A 19,864-nucleotide genomic window follows, 5' to 3' on the forward strand; every position below is an offset into this window, starting at 1 on the left:
TCGTGACGATCCCAGTACCTTCGGAGAATCGAAGATGCTCTCGTTCGCGGACAGCCAGTCCGACATGAAGGAACTCGAGCGGAACTTCCGCGAACCCGAAGAGTCGTTCTTCTTCGACCAGTTGTTCGTAGATAGCGTCAGCTCGGAGGCTGACGAATCGGGTTGGGCAACACTGTCCGACGTCGTGGAGTGCGGAGTAGACGATGCACACCAGTACGAAGGGCAATTAGTCGGTAAGGACGGTAACGCCCCGCAGATGTACGAACATCTGACCGGCTACGACCAGTCGGTCGACGAATACCTGACAGAAGAATTGCTATCTCGCGTCTTTGAAGGTAAGTACAGTCAGCGTTACCGCAGTAGCCAGCTTAGCGACGAGGGGCTGGTCGACGTTCGGCTGGACGCCGGACTTGACGAGCTCAGCGAGGGCGAGCGTGAGTTACTCGTAGAGGCAATCGGTCAGAACCACCATTATGAGCCGAATCTGGTGGACGAGCTCGAGAACGGACACGACCATCTCGACTCCCTCGTCGATCGCGGTATTCTACGTCGCGTCGAAGAGGAGGGGAGTCGGTTCGTCATGGTCGACGAAGATGCGGTCGAATGTGCGGTCGTCGACAACATGACGCCGACGAACTACAGTCCGAGCCAAGAGGAATACGCGACCTCGCTCGAAGTCACTCTAGGGCTCGCACCGGATGATGTCATCGAGTTCGGAACGACGATAGAGGACCGGTCGGAGTTCTCTCACTCCCACTACTCCCTGACTGCTCAACAGGTTTCGACGTCCGACCCGATGATGTTGCTCGCGCGGGCATACTACGGTGAGACCGATCGCGACGAGCGGCGAAAACTGGAGTACCAGTTCCGACAGGGGCGGTATCCACACTTCCTCTCGTCTGGGCCGGCGATGGAGTTAGGTGTCGACATCGGCGACCTCAACACGCTCCTCCTGTACGGGACCCCGCCGAACGCCAACTCGTATCTTCAGCGAATCGGACGTGCGGGTCGGGCTTCGGGCAATTCCCTCATTCACTCGGTCAGCCAGCGGAACCCCATCGATTACTACTACCACGAACACCCAGAGGAACTCATCGCGGCCGACCCCCAGCAGGTTCCGCTCAACGAGGTGAACCACGAAGTGCTCCACCAGTCGCTTTCGTGGGCCGTCCTCGACTGGGCTGCGACGACCCGATGGGTCCCATGGCGCCGCGAACAGAGCGGTCTCGAAGACCTCATCGCCTGTGGCAACGAGCCAGTACCGCGAACGGAGCCCCGACCGAACGATGTGATGACGTTCACCGGGGTGCTTTCGTCCACGAACTTCCAAGTCCAGAGTTGGAACGATGATGCTCCGCTTGAAGCACTTCGGAGGCTCCTCGACGAGAACCGGGACGAAATCGAGCAGTGGTTGGAGGACCTCCTGTCGTTCAGCGTTTGTTCAGCGTGTGGCCGAAAGCACGCCGCTGGCTACGGCGGGGAGTGTCAGCGTAACGACTGTGACGGTGTCGTCGAGTCGGTTCTCGATAAGCATGGGGACATCGTCGAAGGGATCCTCGCCGGAACCGAGGACAAACAGAGCTTCGAGGAGACTATCGTCGATCTCTATCGCGACCAGCAAGACGACATCTACGACGACATCGATGAACTTGACGAGGAAGTAAGCGATCTACGGCGAGAAGAACGGAATACTCGCGACCGCGACGAAAAGCGCCGCCTACGAGAACAGCGAGAGCAGGTCGAGCGTCAACTCGACCAACTGAACGACTATCTCGACCGACTTGAGGACATGGACTTCGGTAGCTATCTGAACCGGGAGAGTCCTGCTGCGTTCGGATTGCGGTCGGTTGGTAGCTCGGTCGATTACCAACTCGTCGGTGAAGACTTCGAGCACGTCAGCGACGGGTCACGCGAGCGCCGCATCGCTCTCTCTGAACTCCATCCTGGCGCTGCGTATCTCTACGACAGCGAGACCTACGTCGTGACACAGGTGTACTGGGAGCCGCTGGAATCCGCACGCATCACTGACGACCTCGAAGATGCGGCTATTTGTCCGACGTGTGCTTCCGAGTACGATAGCGACACTTCCAACTGCGAGTCGTGCGGGACGCGACTGAAGCCGCTCGTCACTCAGGTCCCGGAAAGAGTGATTGCGTACCAGCACGATCTCCCGCTCAGTTCGACGCCGAGTACCCAGCAACTTCAACCCTCGACGGTCTACCAGAACGATACGGAACCCCAGAGCACGTACGCTCCCGTCGAAACCGATGCCGGCGATTCGTTCGAGGCGACGTTCTCCCGGGACATCGTCGACGAAAACGGGACCGTCCACGGACAGTTCGAGTACGGAGACGTCACGCTACTCGCTTCGACGAGCAAATACTGGGCGACCTACAAGGACGGTGGAGCAGACCCGTTACCGAACGTGTTTGAGATGTGTGGTGTCGACGGATGTAACGGAGCAATCGCGAAAACCGGAGACTCGGCATACTGTACGAACAACGTCGAACATCCCGTCGATGAGAGCGAGGCTGTCCGGCCCGCAACGAAGTTCTCTACGAAGGCGGCCCGGGTACGCTTCGACAGCGAAGAACTCGAACACGGCTTCGCTCACGGCCTCCGAGTCGCACTCCAGTACATCGGCGGCGTTAGCGTCAGGCAGGTTCCAGAATCCATCGAGGACGAAGGAACACTAGTCTACGATTCCGACGAAGGCGGAAGCGGCATCACCGTGCTGCTAACTCAAGATGACGGAGAGAAATTCGAACGCGCCGTCGAACTCATGCGTGAGGCGTTTTCACCGGACGAGTCGAAGTGTAACTGCGAGAATGGATGTCCGTTCTGCCTCTACCAGTATGGGTGTGTAGAGCAGAACGACCCCGAATCGTTTGCAAAGGACGAACTGCTAGACCTGCTGTCTCACGACCTTCACCTCGAATCGAGGAAAGATGAGTAAGCCACTCAACGCCGCGAGCGAACTCCGAACGCAGTCGCCTGAGCGCCTCTGGGCGCTTTCAGCGGAGAGCGTGTACTCTGCACTCGCTGCAAAAGCAACTGGGGAGTCGATACAGGAACGCCTCGAACCGCATGTTCGGACTGAAATTATCAGAACGAATGACGAACGAGGCCGCGATCCCGTCGTCTCGATACACGAGTGGCTGCTCGACGAACTCGGTCTCGTCGACAACGGCACCATTTCGCTACTGGGAATGGTAGTGCTAATCTCGGACGAGCCACAGCCGTTCATCCGAACAGCTACTGTCGCTCGGCTTCAGCCAGCTGAGATGGTGCTTCGCTCGTGCAACGAGATCGAGGAGGATAACGTCCCGAGACGCGAACTCGACAGCCTGCTCGCCGACGAGTGGGATGAAACCGTTCTTGCTCCCCTCTTAGGGTCGCTCGGGTTCATGACTATCTATCCCGACAGCGTCGACCTCAATCGAGAACGGATCGACAGTTCGCTGTCGGCCCAGCAGACAATGTCTACCGAGACAGTTGTTGCAGAAGCCTATCGCGACATCCTCTCTCGCGTCGTCGAATCTGCGGACGCAGCCTGTCTAGAAGACCTCGTACAGCGATTAATTGGAACAACTCCGACGAAGGGGGAACTGGAGATGGCCGAGGTAGCAAACCTCGCCAGTACGCAAGCGATCACAGTCGATGAAACGGAAGTCGAAGACGCAGTCCGTAACCAGCGGCAGGAATACGAGGACGAATTCGACCAAGTGCGATCACTGCTGGTGCCATCAACTGAGGCCGACTTAGAGAGGGTCAACACGGACCAGTCGGTCGGACTCGACGATGTATCGGAAGATGCGGATCTTAGCGCTGATGAACGGGAGGCAGCTCTCAAAGTCGTCGCCACTGTTGCGGCATACCCCGTTCTGGCGACGTTCGACGTGCACTTCGTTACTGAGCGGTGGCCGAGCGTAACGCCGTACTCTCTCTACCAAGCACTTTCATCAGTTCCGGGAGTCGAGTGTGAGGTCAGCGATGGCCTCGTCGAATTTGAGACCGTGCCAGAAGCTGTCGATGTCGAGGCTGTACGAGACGAATATACGAAACACCTCGTGGAACGCTGTTCGGACATTCAGAGTCGCATTGACACCCTCTCTCAAGAGACGGTGTCACTCCCACCGGACCCCGTCGCGACCGAGTCGATGGTGGTTCAGGACTACGAGTCGATCGACAGCGGGGCGATCGCGCCGACCTACTTCACCTACACGCTCGTCGATCCGGACGCTCTCGGAGAGCAAAAGATGGACGCCTACGTCGGAGATTCACGTGGACTCGGTAGAGAACGGGCACGTCTCCGCCGCTGGCATGAGAGGCGCTCGTCGGGACTGAAACCGTACACTGCAATGACCGACCGCTTGTTCAGCCTCGGCCTCGAGCGCGACATAGAGGACAAGGTTTTGCGCATCATGACACCGTTCGACGACGACACGTTCAACGAGTACGTGGCCCAGATTCGTCGTCTTCTCGAACATGGCTACGAGCTGCGTTTGCTCACTCGCCATACGAAGGAATCCTGGGAGTGGCGGCGGCTTCAACGAAACCTGCTGAGCGAGATCAAAGAACATCGTGATCGAGTGACGGTGCGTACCTATTCGCGGTTCAAGCAACACAAGCGTGTGACGCCCGATATGGACTTCCGCGATCTCAATGAAATCGGGATTCATGGCAAACTCCAGACGGTCGGTGCACCGGAGGAAGGGGCAGCACTTCTCGGGTCTGCGAACTTCATGGAGAACAGTTACGACTGGAACCCCGAATGTGGGATCTACACTGAACGGACGCAGTTTGTCGATGCCGCAATCGAATTCTTCGACATCGTATGGGACATCTCGGCGGCTGACGAATTATCGATTGAGCGCTTGCAAGAGATTCCCGATCACCAGCTAGTACCAACGTACTATAGCTAGCTTGTCCTGCCTAACAAGCGCATTTGGATCTCTGCTTCAGAAACATACGTTAGTATACAGGTAGTGCGAATATGTAGATAGCCCAACTGGCGGCTGAAGTTCTTCTCAAGTTGGTTCACTCGGTTCGTCGCCTTAATGGCTCATAGGCATGGGTTCTTACGGACTCAAAACCACCCTCACGACTCCACTTTTTGCTATACTGGTGCGTTAGATCCGATAATATCTCATCTAATGGCGAGAGAAAGCGTGAGAGTTTTCGTCGAATCCCACCATTACTGACCTCACACTTTCTAAGAATATTATAGGGGCCAAAGTAGTATTTAGAGCTTTATTTCCCACCGAAACGCTCGAATGGCTTGTGATGGCGGTAAATATAGCTTCTCGGGATGACACAAATGTGTGCAAACTGCCCACATCGATCTAAAAATCGCAGGCCATCGAGACGACTCTGAAATCATCCAAATGATATTCTGTGTATCATCTCTCGTATTATAAACAATATTACCATTGTACAGTACGCCTGATGCACCTTGTGAAAGACTTTTTATTATAATGTGGGCAGATTGCCCACATAGTTCCAGAAATCGCAAGACGGAATCCGAAATCCTATATTCGAAATCAGACATATACTATGTAACCTACCACTCATAAGATAACTTTTATAACTCAATTTCAATACGTGCTCGAAATAGTTTGATTGATTATCTTAATGTGGGCAGGTTGCACACATTCCTTGAGAATTGGGGGACGTGGCAAGAGGTATTGTATGAAAATTCTGGTATTAGGATACTTGCCAGATTTATATAAATACACATTCACTAATGCCTGCTAAATTGAACTCTATCTATCATCTCTGCGTTTTCAGACCCCACTGCTATTAGTAACTCGTAGGTTCGGAAGGATCGCCATACCGCATCAGGTTCTAGTGTCTTGGAGTCTTTGTGAAACCGTCCAATTAGCGCGCCAATGCGGATCCTTCGAAGTTGCATTCAAGAGCGTTCCAGCGTGACGCCTTGAACGATGGGATTTCCTACCGAAAGTCGCCGCTGTTCAGTGATTCACCAGAGTCAGCTCGTACAAAACCGGTTACTCGCACCAGCAGCGAACTCGACTCTCATCCTCTTCGGTTTTGATCTCACAGGTGAATGAATCTCCTTCAGGGAACATGATGAATCGATCTTCTTCAACGTTTTTGACGCAGTCAACGTCCTCTATCTCCCAATTCGCATCTTCACTATCCTCCCACGTGTAGTAGTCATTCTCTCCTTCAACTGCAAAATCAAGGATCCCTGAGCCACTCCCGAGAATGTGTTCAACTTGTTCCAGCGTGGTTGACTGAGAGATTCTTGGCATGATCGAGTGTTCTGTGTCCACACAAGTTAATACCGGCTACTTTGCGGCGCTGTGACACTATTTCAAAAGGGAAGTTCGTGCCACCGATGGAGGATGGCAACTCCCAAGCTTCCCAGGTGGGGACGACGTAATTCCAGAGCATACCACGCATCCCACTACGCGGTAGGCTGTCGTCCACTGGACCAAACGCGGTCAAGAGATAAAGATATTGGCCGCATAGACTAGTGACCGCCTTTATTCTGAAGAGGAGACCTTAGACCGATATGGCGAGTTGAGCGAGCACGGAGATCGATGCGTACCTCTGAAGACGGGGGGTTACCACTACCTCTTTCGCTGATTCATCGTACTCAATCAAGCCCCTCGCGCTGAGTTTCGGAAGATGCGTTTGGATCAGTCCGTTGTAGGCTGATTCGTAATCGCCTGTACTGACCTGCGTGGGCGGCGTTCCGGTCTCTATCCCTCGAATGACCCTTGCGATGTGACGGACTGTTACGGAGGCGTTCTCCTCGAACAAAGAGAGGTACCGAATGAGCAGGTTACGCCGTTCGTTGCCGAGGAGTTCGTGAACCTGTGCCGGTCGGGTTTCGACGTCACTCGCAGCTGCCATTCTTCTCCACCTCCGTTGAGGGCAATGCGATAGTTGCGTCTACTATTCTATCGTCGGACTTTTGCGAATCGTCCTCGACTATGTACATGCTGTCTGCTCCAGACAGCGCGGGTTCGGTGTCTTCAGCACCGGGCCCACTTCTGTGGACCACCGCGCGTCAAGAACGTGTAGGGCGAGAACCGTCTTAACCGTGGGTAAATTGGCTCAGCGAGTATCAAACAAGTAGCTATTTTGGGAGAGTTGGTCGTCTCCTCAAGAAAAACTCGCCTTGGACTGGACACGTCCTATCGTGATAATATTTTCATTCGTTCCGGAACTACACTTCGACGAAGCAGAAAGGGAGATTCATAAGGAGGTACCAACTTAGCGTAAGACGGTGAATAGAATCTGTGAGATTTTACGTTCCTGAGTGGGACGACGCGGTCGATTCCCACTACGATTTCCGACACGACGAGCTCTCTACTCTCGACCGTCAGGAGCGGGATCTAGATTACATCTGGGATATTTTCGAACGCGACACAACCCCGATCGATGGCGTGCTAATTTCGCGTGAACAAGTTGAAGAGACGACTCGCAAAGCAAATCGTCTCGCCGAGTACGGGGTCTACGATGACCCGGTGTTGTCCGTTCCAGAATGGCTTCCTACGATCAGCGACTGCGGCGCGTGGGGCTACAAGTCACTCCCATTCCCTCCGTACGGGAACGCCGAGATGCTTGACTTCTACGAAACGCTGGAGGTCACAGTCGGCGTTACTATCGATCACCTCGTTTTGGGTTCGGGGAAAGACAAGGGTCGTCTGTACCTCGACGAACGCGCCTTCCATACCGATTTCAAGAAGAGTGACATCCCAGACGCACTGACTGACGTCGTCGATTTGATGGTCGACGAGTGGCCCAACGAATGGCCTACTTACGTCGAGGAGTACGAACCGTCCATCTGTACTCAATCGAAGAAGGAGGTCGAGGCCTTTGCTCCAGAAGACTTCCAGGGAGACGTCGATACGGTACTTGCGCGATTGGCTCGTGATCCCAGAGCGGTGTACCGAGAGGACGACGCAGCATTCCGCTATGAGCTTACTCTCCGGAACGCTCAGGAGATGTACGACCTGTACCACCGAGGTAACTACCCGTTCCGGCTAATGGTAGCGATCCAGGGCTGGAACCCCGAGACGTATATCGAGGCCACGGAAGAAGTGCTCGACATTGGATACGATTATCTCGGTATCGGTGGCGTCGCTGGCAGTCCCATCCATGACGTCAGGCAAATCGTGAAGGGCGTCGGAAAGTCTGTAAAGGAGTTTGAACGCGAGAATAACACTCGCATTGACTCGCACGTCTTCGGGTTTGCGAAGAGCGAAGGATTCGAGACGGTCGGTCGATCGGGGATGACCAGTTTCGATAGTGCGAGCATGCTCCGTTCGGCATGGACAGGAGGGCAGAATTACCGGCTTGACAACAACGAGCGATACGACGCGATTCGGGTGCGTTACCCATCTAACCGCGATTCTCTTGCAGAGGCCGTGGAGAAGTCCCTTCGAGGCCGCGAGACGCTAGTTGCGTTGAGAGCCTTCGATTCTGAGGAACCCATCGTTGACGCGCTCTATGAGTGGCAAAAGAAAGCAGAAAAGGTCCTTCCAGCCACTCGAGAATATCTGCGTGAACACCGTCACGACGAGCAATACGACGCTTCGCTACTCCAAGAAGTCGAAACCGCTTTTAGAGACGATTTCGAGTACGCCCGAGAGCTCCAAGCGAGTTTCAGCGACAATCTTCGAGGTAAGCTGGTCAAACTTCTTCGGAAAGACGATCCCGAAGACCCGGTTAGCTTCGAAGAGTATTCTGATCTACTAACCGTCGCACAGCAGGAGTTCGAGCCTTTCCCGCGTATGACTACCATCCTCGAAAACGACGATCCTGAAACTACTTATGACGCGATTTGGACCGTCGTTCGCGATTACGCGACGTGGATCGGCGACGAAGACCTCTTAGAAGAGTACCAGCGTACACTGCAAAACCGACCTTGGGAGAAGTGCGATTGCTCGATCTGTACCGAGAACAGTATCGAGGTCTGTATCTTCCGTGGTAACGACCGCAACCGTCGACGTGGATTCCATAACACCCGACGGTTCTACGACGAGTTCACCGACGAGCTACCGAAAATCCTCATCGGAACTCGAGGTACGGCATCTCTGAACGGCTACGAAACTATCGAGGACTACCTTCGAGCCGAGCATCCTGACTTCTGGCAGCAGGTGCATGATCTCCCAGTTGCCGAAGTTGGCGTTTTGGATGCCGGCGGTGTACGGGAATGGTGGGACGAGACCCCCACCGGCGTTTCGCTTGCCCGGAGTCGCATGGCTGAAAACCTTGGCCAGCAATCAGAGCGATACCAGAAGGTGTTTCTCCACACACCTGACGGAGAAATCGACGAGCACATCGTAGATGCCGTGGAAGAAAGCAACTGCACAATCCAGACGTTCCAAGATCCATCGAAACTGCGCCAGAATGCTTTGGAAGCGTGCGGAGAGAATTACATAGCTGGGGATGACTTCCTGCCTCACCCACCCAGAATCAACGTCCAGGATGGGCTCGACATTTTGGTTATCGACCAATGTTCTGGCTCGAAGGACATCCCCGAAGGTGCACCCGTCTTCGATGATAAAGAGACCCTCCAATTCTCGAGAGAAGAGCTCTTGGAGCGCGATAATGTTCCCGGAATCAACGCCAAGGATCTCTACACGGGCCGACAGCAGGAGTTCGTGAAGGAAGCGGTTAGACGACTCAAAGGAGAAGGTCACGATGTCGAGCGGTACTTCATAAGTGCAGGCTTCGGCCTCGTTTCCGAGGATGAACCGTTGCCACCATACGAAGTGACGTTCAGCTCGATGGGCGTTGCCGACATCAGAGAGCGATCTAAACAACTCAGCATTCAGGCCGACTTAGAGCAGGTGCTGAACGAATCAGACTACGATGTAGTCTTTTTCACTCTCGGGAAGGATTACTACACCAGCGTTGACATCGATAATATGGTCCAGAACGTTCGTTCTGATCGTATTGGAGTCGTCTTCAACCGGGAACTCGTCGACGACCAGTTCGATAATATCGTGTCAGTGCCTGCCCGCACAGAAGACGCGAAAAACCACGGCACAATCGTAGTAGGGTTGAAAGGGCACTATATGAAGAATTTTGCACACCGTATAGACAGTGTCGAATCACTGGAACCTGAAGCGATTGAGGGTCTCTGTCGTCGTGTAGAAGAGGAACCGACTCAGATGGCCTTCGAGAAGTATTAGACGAGAAATTACTAAGACGAACCCCTATACTTCATCTCTTCTGACCGTCTATCGCCCCATTATCTAAGTAAGATAACAGCCTATCCGAGCGGGAGGGATGCTGTACAGACAACGGAAACTCGATCTACCCCACGGGGTACTGGATACACCAGTTCTCTTCCCGGTTCGGAACGTGGGAAAACGATCGAGTGACAACACTCCCAAGTACGTCGGCACTATCCCGGAGTTTTCCGCGGCGATGATTAACGCTCGATCGATACGGAACCGGGACCCGATGTGGAATCGGCTAACGAATGGTGTGACTCTCCGCGAAGAGATGGATGTTCCAGAAGAGACCATCATCTTCGCTGATAGCGGTGGATTCGATTTTTCTGAACAGGAGATCGACACTACACCGAAAAAGACAATCAAAACTCAACGGAAATTAGATAGCGACATACACGGGACAATAGACATTCCTTTGTCCAGAGAAAACCGTGCAGCAGAGAATCAACGGCGTATCGATCGAAGCATCGAGTTTGCTCTCGAGGCAAGTGATCTCCATACTGGCGATGCTCTACTCTTTGCGAGCGTTCACGGGTACGATCCAGAAACGATTCGGAACAATATCCAGTACCTGGAGAACCACGGGGAATTTGACGGATACGCACTCGGGAGTATGGTCCCAATCCGGACGGACTACAAAAAGGTAACAAAGCTGGTACTGGCTGCAAGAAATGCGACTGAGAAACATCTACACGTCTATGGGCTCGGTGGATTAGTCTATCAACCACTTTTACTTTATCTCGGTGTCGATAGTTTTGACTCGTCGGCGTTCATCAGAAGTGCCGGCAATCGTAACTACCTGATACCTGGTTTTGGGGGGGAAGAGCTCCACAACATCGAGGACTTAGATCGGTTGCCTTGCCCTTGTCCGATCTGTGGGCAACGAAGCTTAGAAGACATCCGGGAAGATCGAACCGCGCTCACTCAGCATAATCTCTGGGCGCTTGCAACGGAACTTCGGCGATTCAAATACATAGCTGAGTCCGATCGAGACGTCGAGAATTACCTCGACCTTCGATTCCAGGGCAACGAAGTCACTAAGCGAGCCTACGAGACCGCAAAACAGCAAGTGAGGAGGCTCACATGAGTGACGAACGTGCGACGATCCGTCCGGTCACACTGAGCCGTTTAGTCGAACTCACACACGCCTGTGACGACGATGAGAAAACGACAGAGGATCTCGAGACTGCCCTCGATGTAAGTCATCGGCGAGCGCGAGAAACGGTTCTAGAAGCGAAACGGATCGATCTTCTGGACGAACGCGAGTCAGATGATGTTTCCTTTTACGAGACCACTGCTATCGGTGAAGCATTCTTAGAGGCGATTCAAGATGAGGACTGGCAGCAAGTGAGTTCAATCCTCGCGACTCGTAGCCCTCACTACGGAGCATTTCTCGAGGTTCTGGAGAAACTCGAACCGGCAGACCTCGATACCCTTCTGGAGAAACTGGAAGAAGATCAGAAGTATACACCCTACTCGTTCAACCAAACCGGAATCGAGGTCGTCGGTGATTGGGCCGAACGATTAGGTCGCGTTCAGCGGAATGCCTTCACTGGTAGCTATTATTTGACCAGCCAATCCAGCATTCCGGACAACTTCCCCTTCGTGGTGCTTGACGCTTATGACCACCTCGAACAGACAGCTGGCGTAGATTTGCGACAGCGCTATCTGTCGATACCGCAACTTCGGGAAGAAGTCTGTGAACGAGTTGGATGTTCACGTGAGGGGTTCGACGAGGCACTGGTCGCTCTTTGCCAGCAGAACGTCGGCAAACTCGAGCTTTCGGGAGCTCCAATGGATACGGAGGCCAAAGATTCCGCTCTCGGGATCAAGCGGATTTCCTTGACAGATGAGGGAACGTTGGTCTCCACGTCGCAATCAACACAGCAGGTGATGTCTGGCGTCGAATTGTACGACAAACAATACTACTACCTCGCGGTCCACGACCGCGACGTTACGTTCCACCAGGAGGATACATAATGTCCGACGCATTCGACATTTCAGACGAACAGCAAGACTACTCACAGTACGGCCTCGAGGCCAATCCGTTTCCGTACAGTCCGGTTCCCGCAGAGGACCCCGAAATATACTGTGGTCAACAGCACGTCTCCGAAAAGATCAGTTCCACAGTCTCTACGATGCTTTCGACTGGAAAGTCCAAGCATCTCGTTATCACTGGGAAATACGGCAACGGAAAGTCGCATACGCTCAAATATACCCGCTCGCTGTTACGGGATCGGGACGATGTTGTCGTTGGGTACGTTGCTCAACCGGGCGAAGGCTTTCTCGACATCTATCATGAGTTCGTGTACGATCTAGGTTTCAATCGAGTCCAAGAGTTGGCCTACGAGTACCTCGCCTCGATTGCTCGTGACGCCACGGATGCAAATCCAATTGGCGCGAGCGCAATGAAATCGCTCATCGATGAGGGAGACGTCCTTCTCTCTGAGATCGTTCCGGAGGCGGTTCGACGGTTAAGCGATGTGACTCACTTTGCCGACTTTGCTCGTGCGATCGTACACATGGTGTACGAAGACACCAACCTCTATGCTTGGCAGTGGTTGACCGCAGAGGGCATCCGCTATGAGCAGCGCAAGGAGATGGAAATCCACAGCGCACTCGATGATGATACGATGGGCGTCCGGGCGTTTACCGCTTTCAAGAATATGCTACTCGAACTCGGTTACACTGGCGTATTTGTTTTCGTCGACGAGTTCGAGAGTATCGCACGTCTCAGCCCAAAAAACGAGCAGGCTACGCTCAACAGTATTCGACACCTGATGGACCAGAATAGTTCCGGGCTGTGTATGTTGTTTGGCTGTGCTCCCGAAGTCTGGCAAGACGTCATGAGTGAGTATCATGCCTTCAGTGAGCGAATCGGGGAGGAGGTTGCCCTGAAGCCGCTTACGAACGAGCATCTAAACGACCTGGTATCAGACTACCTCAGCCGAGAACGCAATGGGCCGACCGAAGCTTCTTCGATCGACCCGTTTACTGATGAAGCGTTGGACGGGATTCTACAACGTTCTCAGGGTAACGTTCGCCAGGCCCTGGCTATCTGTAGCCGCGTGTTGGACTCTGCTATTGAGGAAAACCGAGAGCAGGTCACACCCGAATTCGTTCAAGAATCGATGTGAAACGTGGTCTACTGAACGAACATCCCACTAGTTATGGGGCTTCTGTCCCTCAAGCCATCTTGAACCGCGTCGAGGAATACTCGTCTCGAATGAGGCGAGCGACCCACGCTGGCTCGTGGGTGCTCTAACCTCGATGCGGTCAGACCAGACCGACCGCATGATCCGATACGTACGCACACGTCCTGAATCCTACGCTCGAAGTTGGATGTATCGTAGTCAAAAGAACTCCAAGCAGGAGGGGTCCTATGACCTCTGATGGCGAAGATGAACAAGACAGGACTGGACCGCTTGGCAAGGACCAACGGTACTTCGATAACAGTGCCGAGGCCATCGCTGAAAAGGCCAAGTTGTGGACGAATTTCCGCCGTCAGCACGTTGTGCGGCAGGTGCTAGCTGCTCCAAACAGGGAGATGTCGCTTCGACAACTTGCGCAGAATCTTCGGGACTACATCGATGAACGTTCCGATCAGGATCCTGATTACGATGACGTTCGCCAGACTCTTCGCCGCCGTCACCTCCCCCTCCTCTCTGAGCACGATGTTATCGACTTCGAAGACGATATAATTCGGCCTGGACCGGAATTTGGCGCCGCAGTAGAGCTGTTAGTTCGCAACGACCCTCGGGTATAATCGAGGAATTGGCAATATAGCTTCTTTATTCAGAGGATCTTTCGGAATCCGTAGACAGTACAGACTGTACATTCAACAGACTATTTTAAAGTGAAGAGAGGATTGATAGTGAGCCATGGCAAGCAATTTTGAAGAGCCTGTCGCTATCGCGTGTCAGAACAATGCCGTTCCATCTGCCTCCCAAAGACAATACATCGCTCGAGGACTGTGGGTGGTTGATTTCAATACGGGATATTCCTTCGAAAGTAGTGATGCTCCCTCGTCCTCTCGAACTGAAGCCGGGGAGGTATTCAATCGATTTGAAGAAGCCTCTCAGGCAGGGGGTATCGGTACCTTGCGTTCAGACGACTCCCGGCTAATCGCTGTCGGGCGATTTGGTACGAACGGCATCTGCCTCTTGGACCGAGTTGGAGATAGTGAGAGCAAAAAGAAGGGGCTCCAGTTCTCGGAATATACTGTTCTGGGTCCTGGAGATCCGAAGTATGAGGAGGCACGAGAGATAGGCGGAACCCTTGGGGGAACAGTTGCGAGCCTCAAGGGCCGTGGCGACAAGAAACAGCGTCTGGAGACTCTCCTCCAACAGGTTGAGGATGCAGGTTATCTCCGGAAGCCTGTCCGATAAGCACGCGTAGTTGCTGAACGGAGCGGTTATAAATTAGGTGACTATCAACCAGGGCTATGATATTTTCCATTTCTAACTGAATCTGCTGACTACAACAGGGCCACCTCAGAGAATTTCGAAGGGTTCGGCACGTTTAGTTCATTTCCGTGGTGGATTCTTCTAAGCACCCTGTGGGCGAGACCAGTTTTGAATTGCTATATTCCGTATTGTAGTGGGGGGTAGAGGGGCTATAGCATTGGAGGGTGACTGTGGGCGTCGCTGTTAATGCTACTTCGCTCCACTAACGACCTGGAACAATAGTGGGCTTTTCGAGATCACCCGTCCACTTTATCCGTCAACTATGACGCAAACCTCGCAACCACCTACACTGGAAAATAGGCAGCACAAACCTCGAAAGACAAAAATTTACTCCATACTAGGAGATTCTGAACACCGAATTATTCTCCGGGTTCTTGCAGACGCTGATGAACCAGTGTCCCTCGAAGAACTCACTCGCGAAACGCTCCGTGACGAAGAGTATGACAGAGACGTTAGCGTGTCAATCTTGGAAGGTCTGATGCTGGACATTTACCTGCCGGTTCTGGACTCAACGGGAGCCATCGAGACCGATGCAGGGTACAACAGGATTGGTCCGGGCGAAGATCACGAAGCGTATCTCCAAATGGCTGAAGCCCTCGATGAGGTCTACGAACAGCATTTCGGAGGTGTCTAATGCTCGCAACACCCGTCGGACTCTACGAACTTTCCGACATTCATCTTGATGTCAATGAGTTTGGAGTCCACATCGACAATCCGGTCGTTCTCCTCGGAACGCGGCATGGTAGTGCAAGTCGTCACAAGCAGGGGTCGAAATCGGTGATCAAGTTCGGTTCAGTCCATTATCCCGAATCGATTTTCCGGAATGACGGCTGTGACGCTCTCGACAATGCAAATGACATGCTGTATGGCTCTGTTGTCGTGTCAGAGGATGACCTGACAGACGATGCGATCACTGCTCTCCGGCAGAGTGGGGGTTCAGTATTCTCGGACGTTTCTGACCCAGATGTGCTCTACTAACCCCAGTGAACTTCTCTACCACTAGAATATAACCCAGCATGAGTTTCAGAGATTTTGCTACCACCATCAATAACGTATTTGACCGATTCGAAGTGGTCGGGAACCCTCTATCAGATTATGAGCGACCACTTGACGAGCTGTTCGAAGATCCAACTGTAGTCATTCGCTGGTCTGCTGATCCCCGCGAACAGATACCAGACATCTCTCCGGTGCTAAAGCTTGCTGCACAGGAAGATATGCTCCTCGTCGATCGTACTCTCGAGTATGACGAGGGCGACGAAAGCCTAAGTGAAACGCCACAGCTGAGCGAATCCTTAGAGTTCGAACACCGCCCTTGATTACTGCTACCTGAGAAGCTTCTGTAAATCCGTTTTATTGATGTTGGTTACCTCTACAGATAGCTTCGGATAAATCGACGAAGAAAAGCGGTTGGCGAGTATAAATCCGATAATGGATATTCAGTTTCTTGGCGGAGCACGCGAGATCGGCCGAAGCGCCATTCTCGTGGACAATTCTCTTCTGCTCGATTTTGGGATGTTGACGGACAATCCTCCTCAGTTTCCGGTGCAAACACCGAATCCGGATGCAGTCGTTGTTTCGCACGGGCATCTCGATCATGTTGGTACGATACCGTCTCTGCTTTCTGGTGACGAACGGCCGCCGATTCATTGGACACCCCCGACGTACGAGCTGACGCTGACGCTCGCGCAGGACACACTCAAGCTACACGGGGGATCATACAATTGCCCGTTCACTGAGAACGATCTCAAGCGCGTTACACAGGTGTCGAAAACGCACGGGTATCAGGAAACCTTCGAAGCGGCTGGCTATGACGTGACATTCTATAATGCAGGACACATCCCAGGAAGTGCTCACGTACTGGTTGACGATGGGGATACACGGCTGCTCTACACGGGAGATTTCCATACTGACGACCAACGTTTGGTTTCAGGGACGACTGCACGACCCGAGGCTGACGTCGTGCTCTGCGAGAGTACCTACTCCGATGTTGAGCATGAGGACCGATCCGTGGTGGAAGAACGATTCGCTGAGAGCGTCGAGACGACACTCTGGGAGGGCGGTACGGTCGTCGTCCCCGCATTCGCGATCGGACGAACGCAAGAGATGATGCTCATCTGTGACGCGTACGACATCCCCTGTTACGTCGACGGAATGGGAAAGCAGGTAACCGAGATGCTTCAGCAGTATCCCGAGTTCGTTCGCGACGCAGATGCGTTTCGACGAGCAAAATCCCACGCTCGGTTCGTCACCGGGCGAAACGGCCAGCGAAAGCGAATCACCGACCAAAAAGCAGCGATCATTACCACCAGTGGAATGCTGTCTGGTGGCCCCGCTATGACCTATATCCCCGAAATCCGATCCAATCCGGTGAACAAGGTCACGATGACTGGCTATCAGGTTGAAGGCACACCCGGTCGCGATTTACTCGAGACGGGGAGCGCCGAGATCGACGGCCGCGTGATGCCTGTTAGTGCCCAAGTCGAACAATACAACTTTTCTGCGCACGCTGATCGCGATAGCCTTCTGGATTTCTTGGAATCGTATGAGGGGTCATCAATCTTAGTAAACCATGGTGACAAGTGCGACCAATTTGCATCTGACCTCCAAGCAGATGGCTTTGAAGCCACGGCTCCGCAACTCGGCTCCATACACGTTATTTAATATATGGTGGTAAATATAATATAAAAATATAGAATAGCAGCTGCTATAGTGTCACTATATCTATTCTACGTAAAAATAGGAAAGTAGTCTTGTATCGCCGTTAGTCGGCGCGTGCTTCGAATCGGACGCCGGCCATGTTGAGTCGGCGGAAGTGGTCGAGTAGCACCTCCTTCCGTTTTTCAGGCGAGTATTCCTTGACCTCGCCGAGATGCTCGTTCAGAAGTGCGAGTTCGTCGTCTGTGAACTCTGCGAACGAGATGTGCGTCGTTTCGACCGATTCTTCGTCTTCTTCCTCCTCGCCGTCACCGTCCGGAAGGGTGTCGACGGGTTCGAGCGATTCGATGTCGATGTCGCGATTGTCGGACGCCTCATTTAGTTCGAGGAGGTAGCGCGGACGCTCCCACTCAGCGAGGTCAGTGTAACGAACACCCTCATTGATATGGTCACGTGCCATCTCCGAGAGACGCTTGCGCTCGGATTCTCCGCTACGCCCCTCCTGGGTGAAGTCCGGGGGACGACTCTGAAGTTCCTCTAGAGAGTCGAAGCAACCGAAATTCTCACGCTTCGCCTCAGTGAGCGCGTGGTACGTGGGTCGCATCCACGGTTCCACCCAGTCGAGGTATTCGTATTTGATGCCGAGCTGAGCGTGCGCAGACGCAGTGTCCTGCATGTCGGTGACCTTCGGGAACCCCTTCATGGGCTTGTCGTTGATCTGGACCTGCGTGATTTTGCCCTGACGCATCCGTCGGTAAGTCTCACTCAGGTCTACGACTGCGATGTCACCACCGTTGGCCGCGTAGCGACTGTCGTCAGTGTACGGTTCGAAGAACGCGGGCTCTACTTCACCGTAGCTCGCGCGCATGTAGCGTTTGACGACCTTCCGGAGTACGTCCCGGGCGGCTTCAGTCACCGGGTGACGAGCGTGGATGCGCGATTTGTCAGAGTTCCAGGGCATCTCGGATGCGTCGCCCTCAGTGTAGAGTTCGACCCGTCCCTTCAGGCGCTTGTGCTTGCTCAAGTCGAACTGAGGAAGCTCCTCGTCGAAACCGCTCACCGCGTCCCGGTTCGCTCGTTCGACGACGCGCTCTTGGCACACCCAGTCGATGCCAGCTTCGTCTCCATCCCCAGTCGACAGCAGACCCACTTCGACGCTCATGTGAACCGGCGTCGACACGTGGTCAGGTTCGAGGATGATGCCGTCGTACCGACGAGGGTAAAGCCCGTCCCACGGCGCGTAGCTGTATGACGGGCGCGTGGGCGGGTGAAGCGGTTCCAGTCCGCTGGTCTCCTCGTCCGGGAAGAGCAGTCGGAGGGTAACCGACGTCTTCCCTCGGAGGTGTAGTTCATACGTCTGGCTCAGGTCGTCTTCGAGACGACCACGCACGTCGGTCCAGTCGAAGTTCAGGTCACGAATCTCGATCTCGGTCGTGCCCGATTCGAGTTCGACTTCGTCTACAGGAACGGTCCACTCGTCACTGTCCGCGAGCCAAGACTGTCCGACCGTGTACTCGTACCCGGTACTGGCATCGGTATGACGACTGCGGATGGTGAACTCGTTTCCGAGGCACATCAAGGCCTTCTTCGCACCGATGCCGAAGGCACCGATGCTTCCCTCGATGTCGTCCTTCTCACTTTCACCCAGCGCGAAGACCATGCTCAGTTCTTCGGGCTTCAGACCGCCACTGTCGTCCTCGATGATTAGCGTGGGCGTGCCGTTACTGTCCGTTTCGTACCGGACTTTGACCGTAACGTTGTCTCGGTTCTGTCGGCGTCCGTTGTCGATGCTGTTATCGATGAGTTCCTTGACCGCTGCGTTCTCATCGACGTCCGCTTTGATCGCAGTGTATGCGTCTTTCGTCGGTGTGAGTTTGATTTTGTTCATAGTGGAGTTTTCACTCTAGGCAGATGACTTCGACTCTGTGCCGATCGTGAAGAACGGTATCGCGCTTCTACTTCTCGCTGCAACAGCGACGCTGCTGTGAGTGCGAAAAGTTATAGCGCTCCGACGCATACACCCAGATGCAACTCGCTCAAGTCCGGGCGCACACGTGCGCTCTCTTGGGCGCCACCCGACCGCTCACCGATCCCTACCAAAGTTCCGGTCCGCGGGTTTGGGTGGACTTACCTTTCATCTCCTCATCGTTCGTACTCCTGAGTATGCCCGGCCGATACATAAACTTTGGCAATTTTACATTTTGAAATTATGGGTCTTAGGCCCCAGAGGAGGAGAATAACGGGGTTTGTAGGAGAAGGTACCAAACATCAATCATGAGAATACACCTGATATATTACATTATGACCTCTCCGGGAGAACATGTAAGGAATTAGAGGAACACTCAGAAAGTAGTGGCCTCATCCACTTACTCGTGGATCACCCAGACAAGAAGTGAAGGGACAAATTGGACGCTACCAACCATCTGCTATGCTCTAAACTACATATCTGGAGATCAGAGAACCGCTACGATTTGGGTGTTAGAAATCACACTCAATTGTCTCTATTACCCTTGTTATCTC

15 protein-coding genes are annotated in these 19,864 nt (G+C 53.5%); 12 read left to right on the forward strand and 3 right to left on the reverse strand.

What is annotated here, in order from left to right:
• Positions 1-34 precede the first annotated feature (34 nt).
• Positions 35-2,956: a helicase-related protein gene (locus tag EPL04_RS19120; protein ID WP_245154509.1), complete on the forward strand. Its 2,922-nt coding sequence runs from the start codon at positions 35-37 to the stop codon at positions 2,954-2,956.
• Positions 2,949-4,925, forward strand: coding sequence for a hypothetical protein (locus tag EPL04_RS01040; protein WP_134668603.1), 1,977 nt, complete (start codon positions 2,949-2,951; stop codon positions 4,923-4,925). Before EPL04_RS19120 ends, EPL04_RS01040 begins: the two co-directional genes overlap by 8 nt.
• Before the next feature lie 1,086 nt (positions 4,926-6,011).
• On the opposite strand, the gene EPL04_RS01045 is transcribed toward EPL04_RS01040, so the two are convergent.
• Positions 6,012-6,278 carry a hypothetical protein gene (locus EPL04_RS01045; protein WP_134668605.1) on the reverse strand — a complete coding sequence of 89 codons (267 nt, stop codon included), beginning with the start codon at positions 6,276-6,278 and terminating at the stop codon, positions 6,012-6,014.
• Positions 6,279-6,531: 253 nt separating this feature from the next.
• Positions 6,532-6,885, reverse strand: a complete 354-nt coding sequence (locus tag EPL04_RS01050; RefSeq protein WP_134668606.1) for a DUF7344 domain-containing protein — start codon at positions 6,883-6,885, stop codon at positions 6,532-6,534.
• Between the two features lie 389 nt (positions 6,886-7,274).
• Between EPL04_RS01050 and EPL04_RS01055 the strand changes: the two genes are divergently transcribed.
• From EPL04_RS01055 to EPL04_RS01100, 10 genes are all read left to right on the forward strand, one after another.
• Positions 7,275-10,178: a queuine tRNA-ribosyltransferase tRNA-guanine transglycosylase gene (locus EPL04_RS01055; protein ID WP_134668608.1), complete on the forward strand. Its 2,904-nt coding sequence runs from the start codon at positions 7,275-7,277 to the stop codon at positions 10,176-10,178.
• A gap of 97 nt (positions 10,179-10,275) precedes the next feature.
• Positions 10,276-11,310 (forward strand): tRNA-guanine transglycosylase, encoded by a 1,035-nt coding sequence (locus EPL04_RS01060; protein ID WP_134668610.1) that lies wholly within the window; start codon positions 10,276-10,278, stop codon positions 11,308-11,310.
• The gene (locus EPL04_RS01065; protein ID WP_134668612.1) at positions 11,307-12,203 is read left to right on the forward strand and encodes a hypothetical protein; all 897 of its coding nucleotides are present in this window, start codon (positions 11,307-11,309) and stop codon (positions 12,201-12,203) included. The genes EPL04_RS01060 and EPL04_RS01065 overlap by 4 nt, the downstream gene beginning before the upstream one ends.
• Positions 12,203-13,360, forward strand: coding sequence for a BREX system ATP-binding domain-containing protein (locus EPL04_RS01070; protein ID WP_134668614.1), 1,158 nt, complete (start codon positions 12,203-12,205; stop codon positions 13,358-13,360). The genes EPL04_RS01065 and EPL04_RS01070 overlap by 1 nt, the downstream gene beginning before the upstream one ends.
• 245 nt (positions 13,361-13,605) lie before the next feature.
• Positions 13,606-13,989 (forward strand): DUF7344 domain-containing protein, encoded by a 384-nt coding sequence (locus tag EPL04_RS01075; protein ID WP_134668615.1) that lies wholly within the window; start codon positions 13,606-13,608, stop codon positions 13,987-13,989.
• Positions 13,990-14,104: 115 nt separating this feature from the next.
• Positions 14,105-14,611 (forward strand): hypothetical protein, encoded by a 507-nt coding sequence (locus EPL04_RS01080; protein WP_134668617.1) that lies wholly within the window; start codon positions 14,105-14,107, stop codon positions 14,609-14,611.
• A gap of 340 nt (positions 14,612-14,951) precedes the next feature.
• Positions 14,952-15,323, forward strand: coding sequence for a hypothetical protein (locus EPL04_RS01085; RefSeq protein WP_134668619.1), 372 nt, complete (start codon positions 14,952-14,954; stop codon positions 15,321-15,323).
• Positions 15,323-15,667, forward strand: coding sequence for a hypothetical protein (locus EPL04_RS01090; protein WP_134668621.1), 345 nt, complete (start codon positions 15,323-15,325; stop codon positions 15,665-15,667). The genes EPL04_RS01085 and EPL04_RS01090 overlap by 1 nt, the downstream gene beginning before the upstream one ends.
• Positions 15,668-15,705: 38 nt before the next feature.
• Positions 15,706-16,005 (forward strand): hypothetical protein, encoded by a 300-nt coding sequence (locus EPL04_RS01095; protein ID WP_134668623.1) that lies wholly within the window; start codon positions 15,706-15,708, stop codon positions 16,003-16,005.
• Between the two features lie 112 nt (positions 16,006-16,117).
• Positions 16,118-17,350: an MBL fold metallo-hydrolase gene (locus tag EPL04_RS01100; RefSeq protein WP_134668624.1), complete on the forward strand. Its 1,233-nt coding sequence runs from the start codon at positions 16,118-16,120 to the stop codon at positions 17,348-17,350.
• 100 nt (positions 17,351-17,450) lie between these two features.
• On the opposite strand, the gene EPL04_RS01105 is transcribed toward EPL04_RS01100, so the two are convergent.
• On the reverse strand, positions 17,451-19,232 hold the full coding sequence (locus EPL04_RS01105) for an ATP-binding protein (RefSeq protein WP_134668626.1): 1,782 nt from the start codon (positions 19,230-19,232) through the stop codon (positions 17,451-17,453).
• Between the last annotated feature and the right edge of the window lie 632 nt (positions 19,233-19,864).

The organism is Halorussus marinus, assembly GCF_004521895.1.
Classification (GTDB): domain Archaea; phylum Halobacteriota; class Halobacteria; order Halobacteriales; family Haladaptataceae; genus Halorussus; species Halorussus marinus.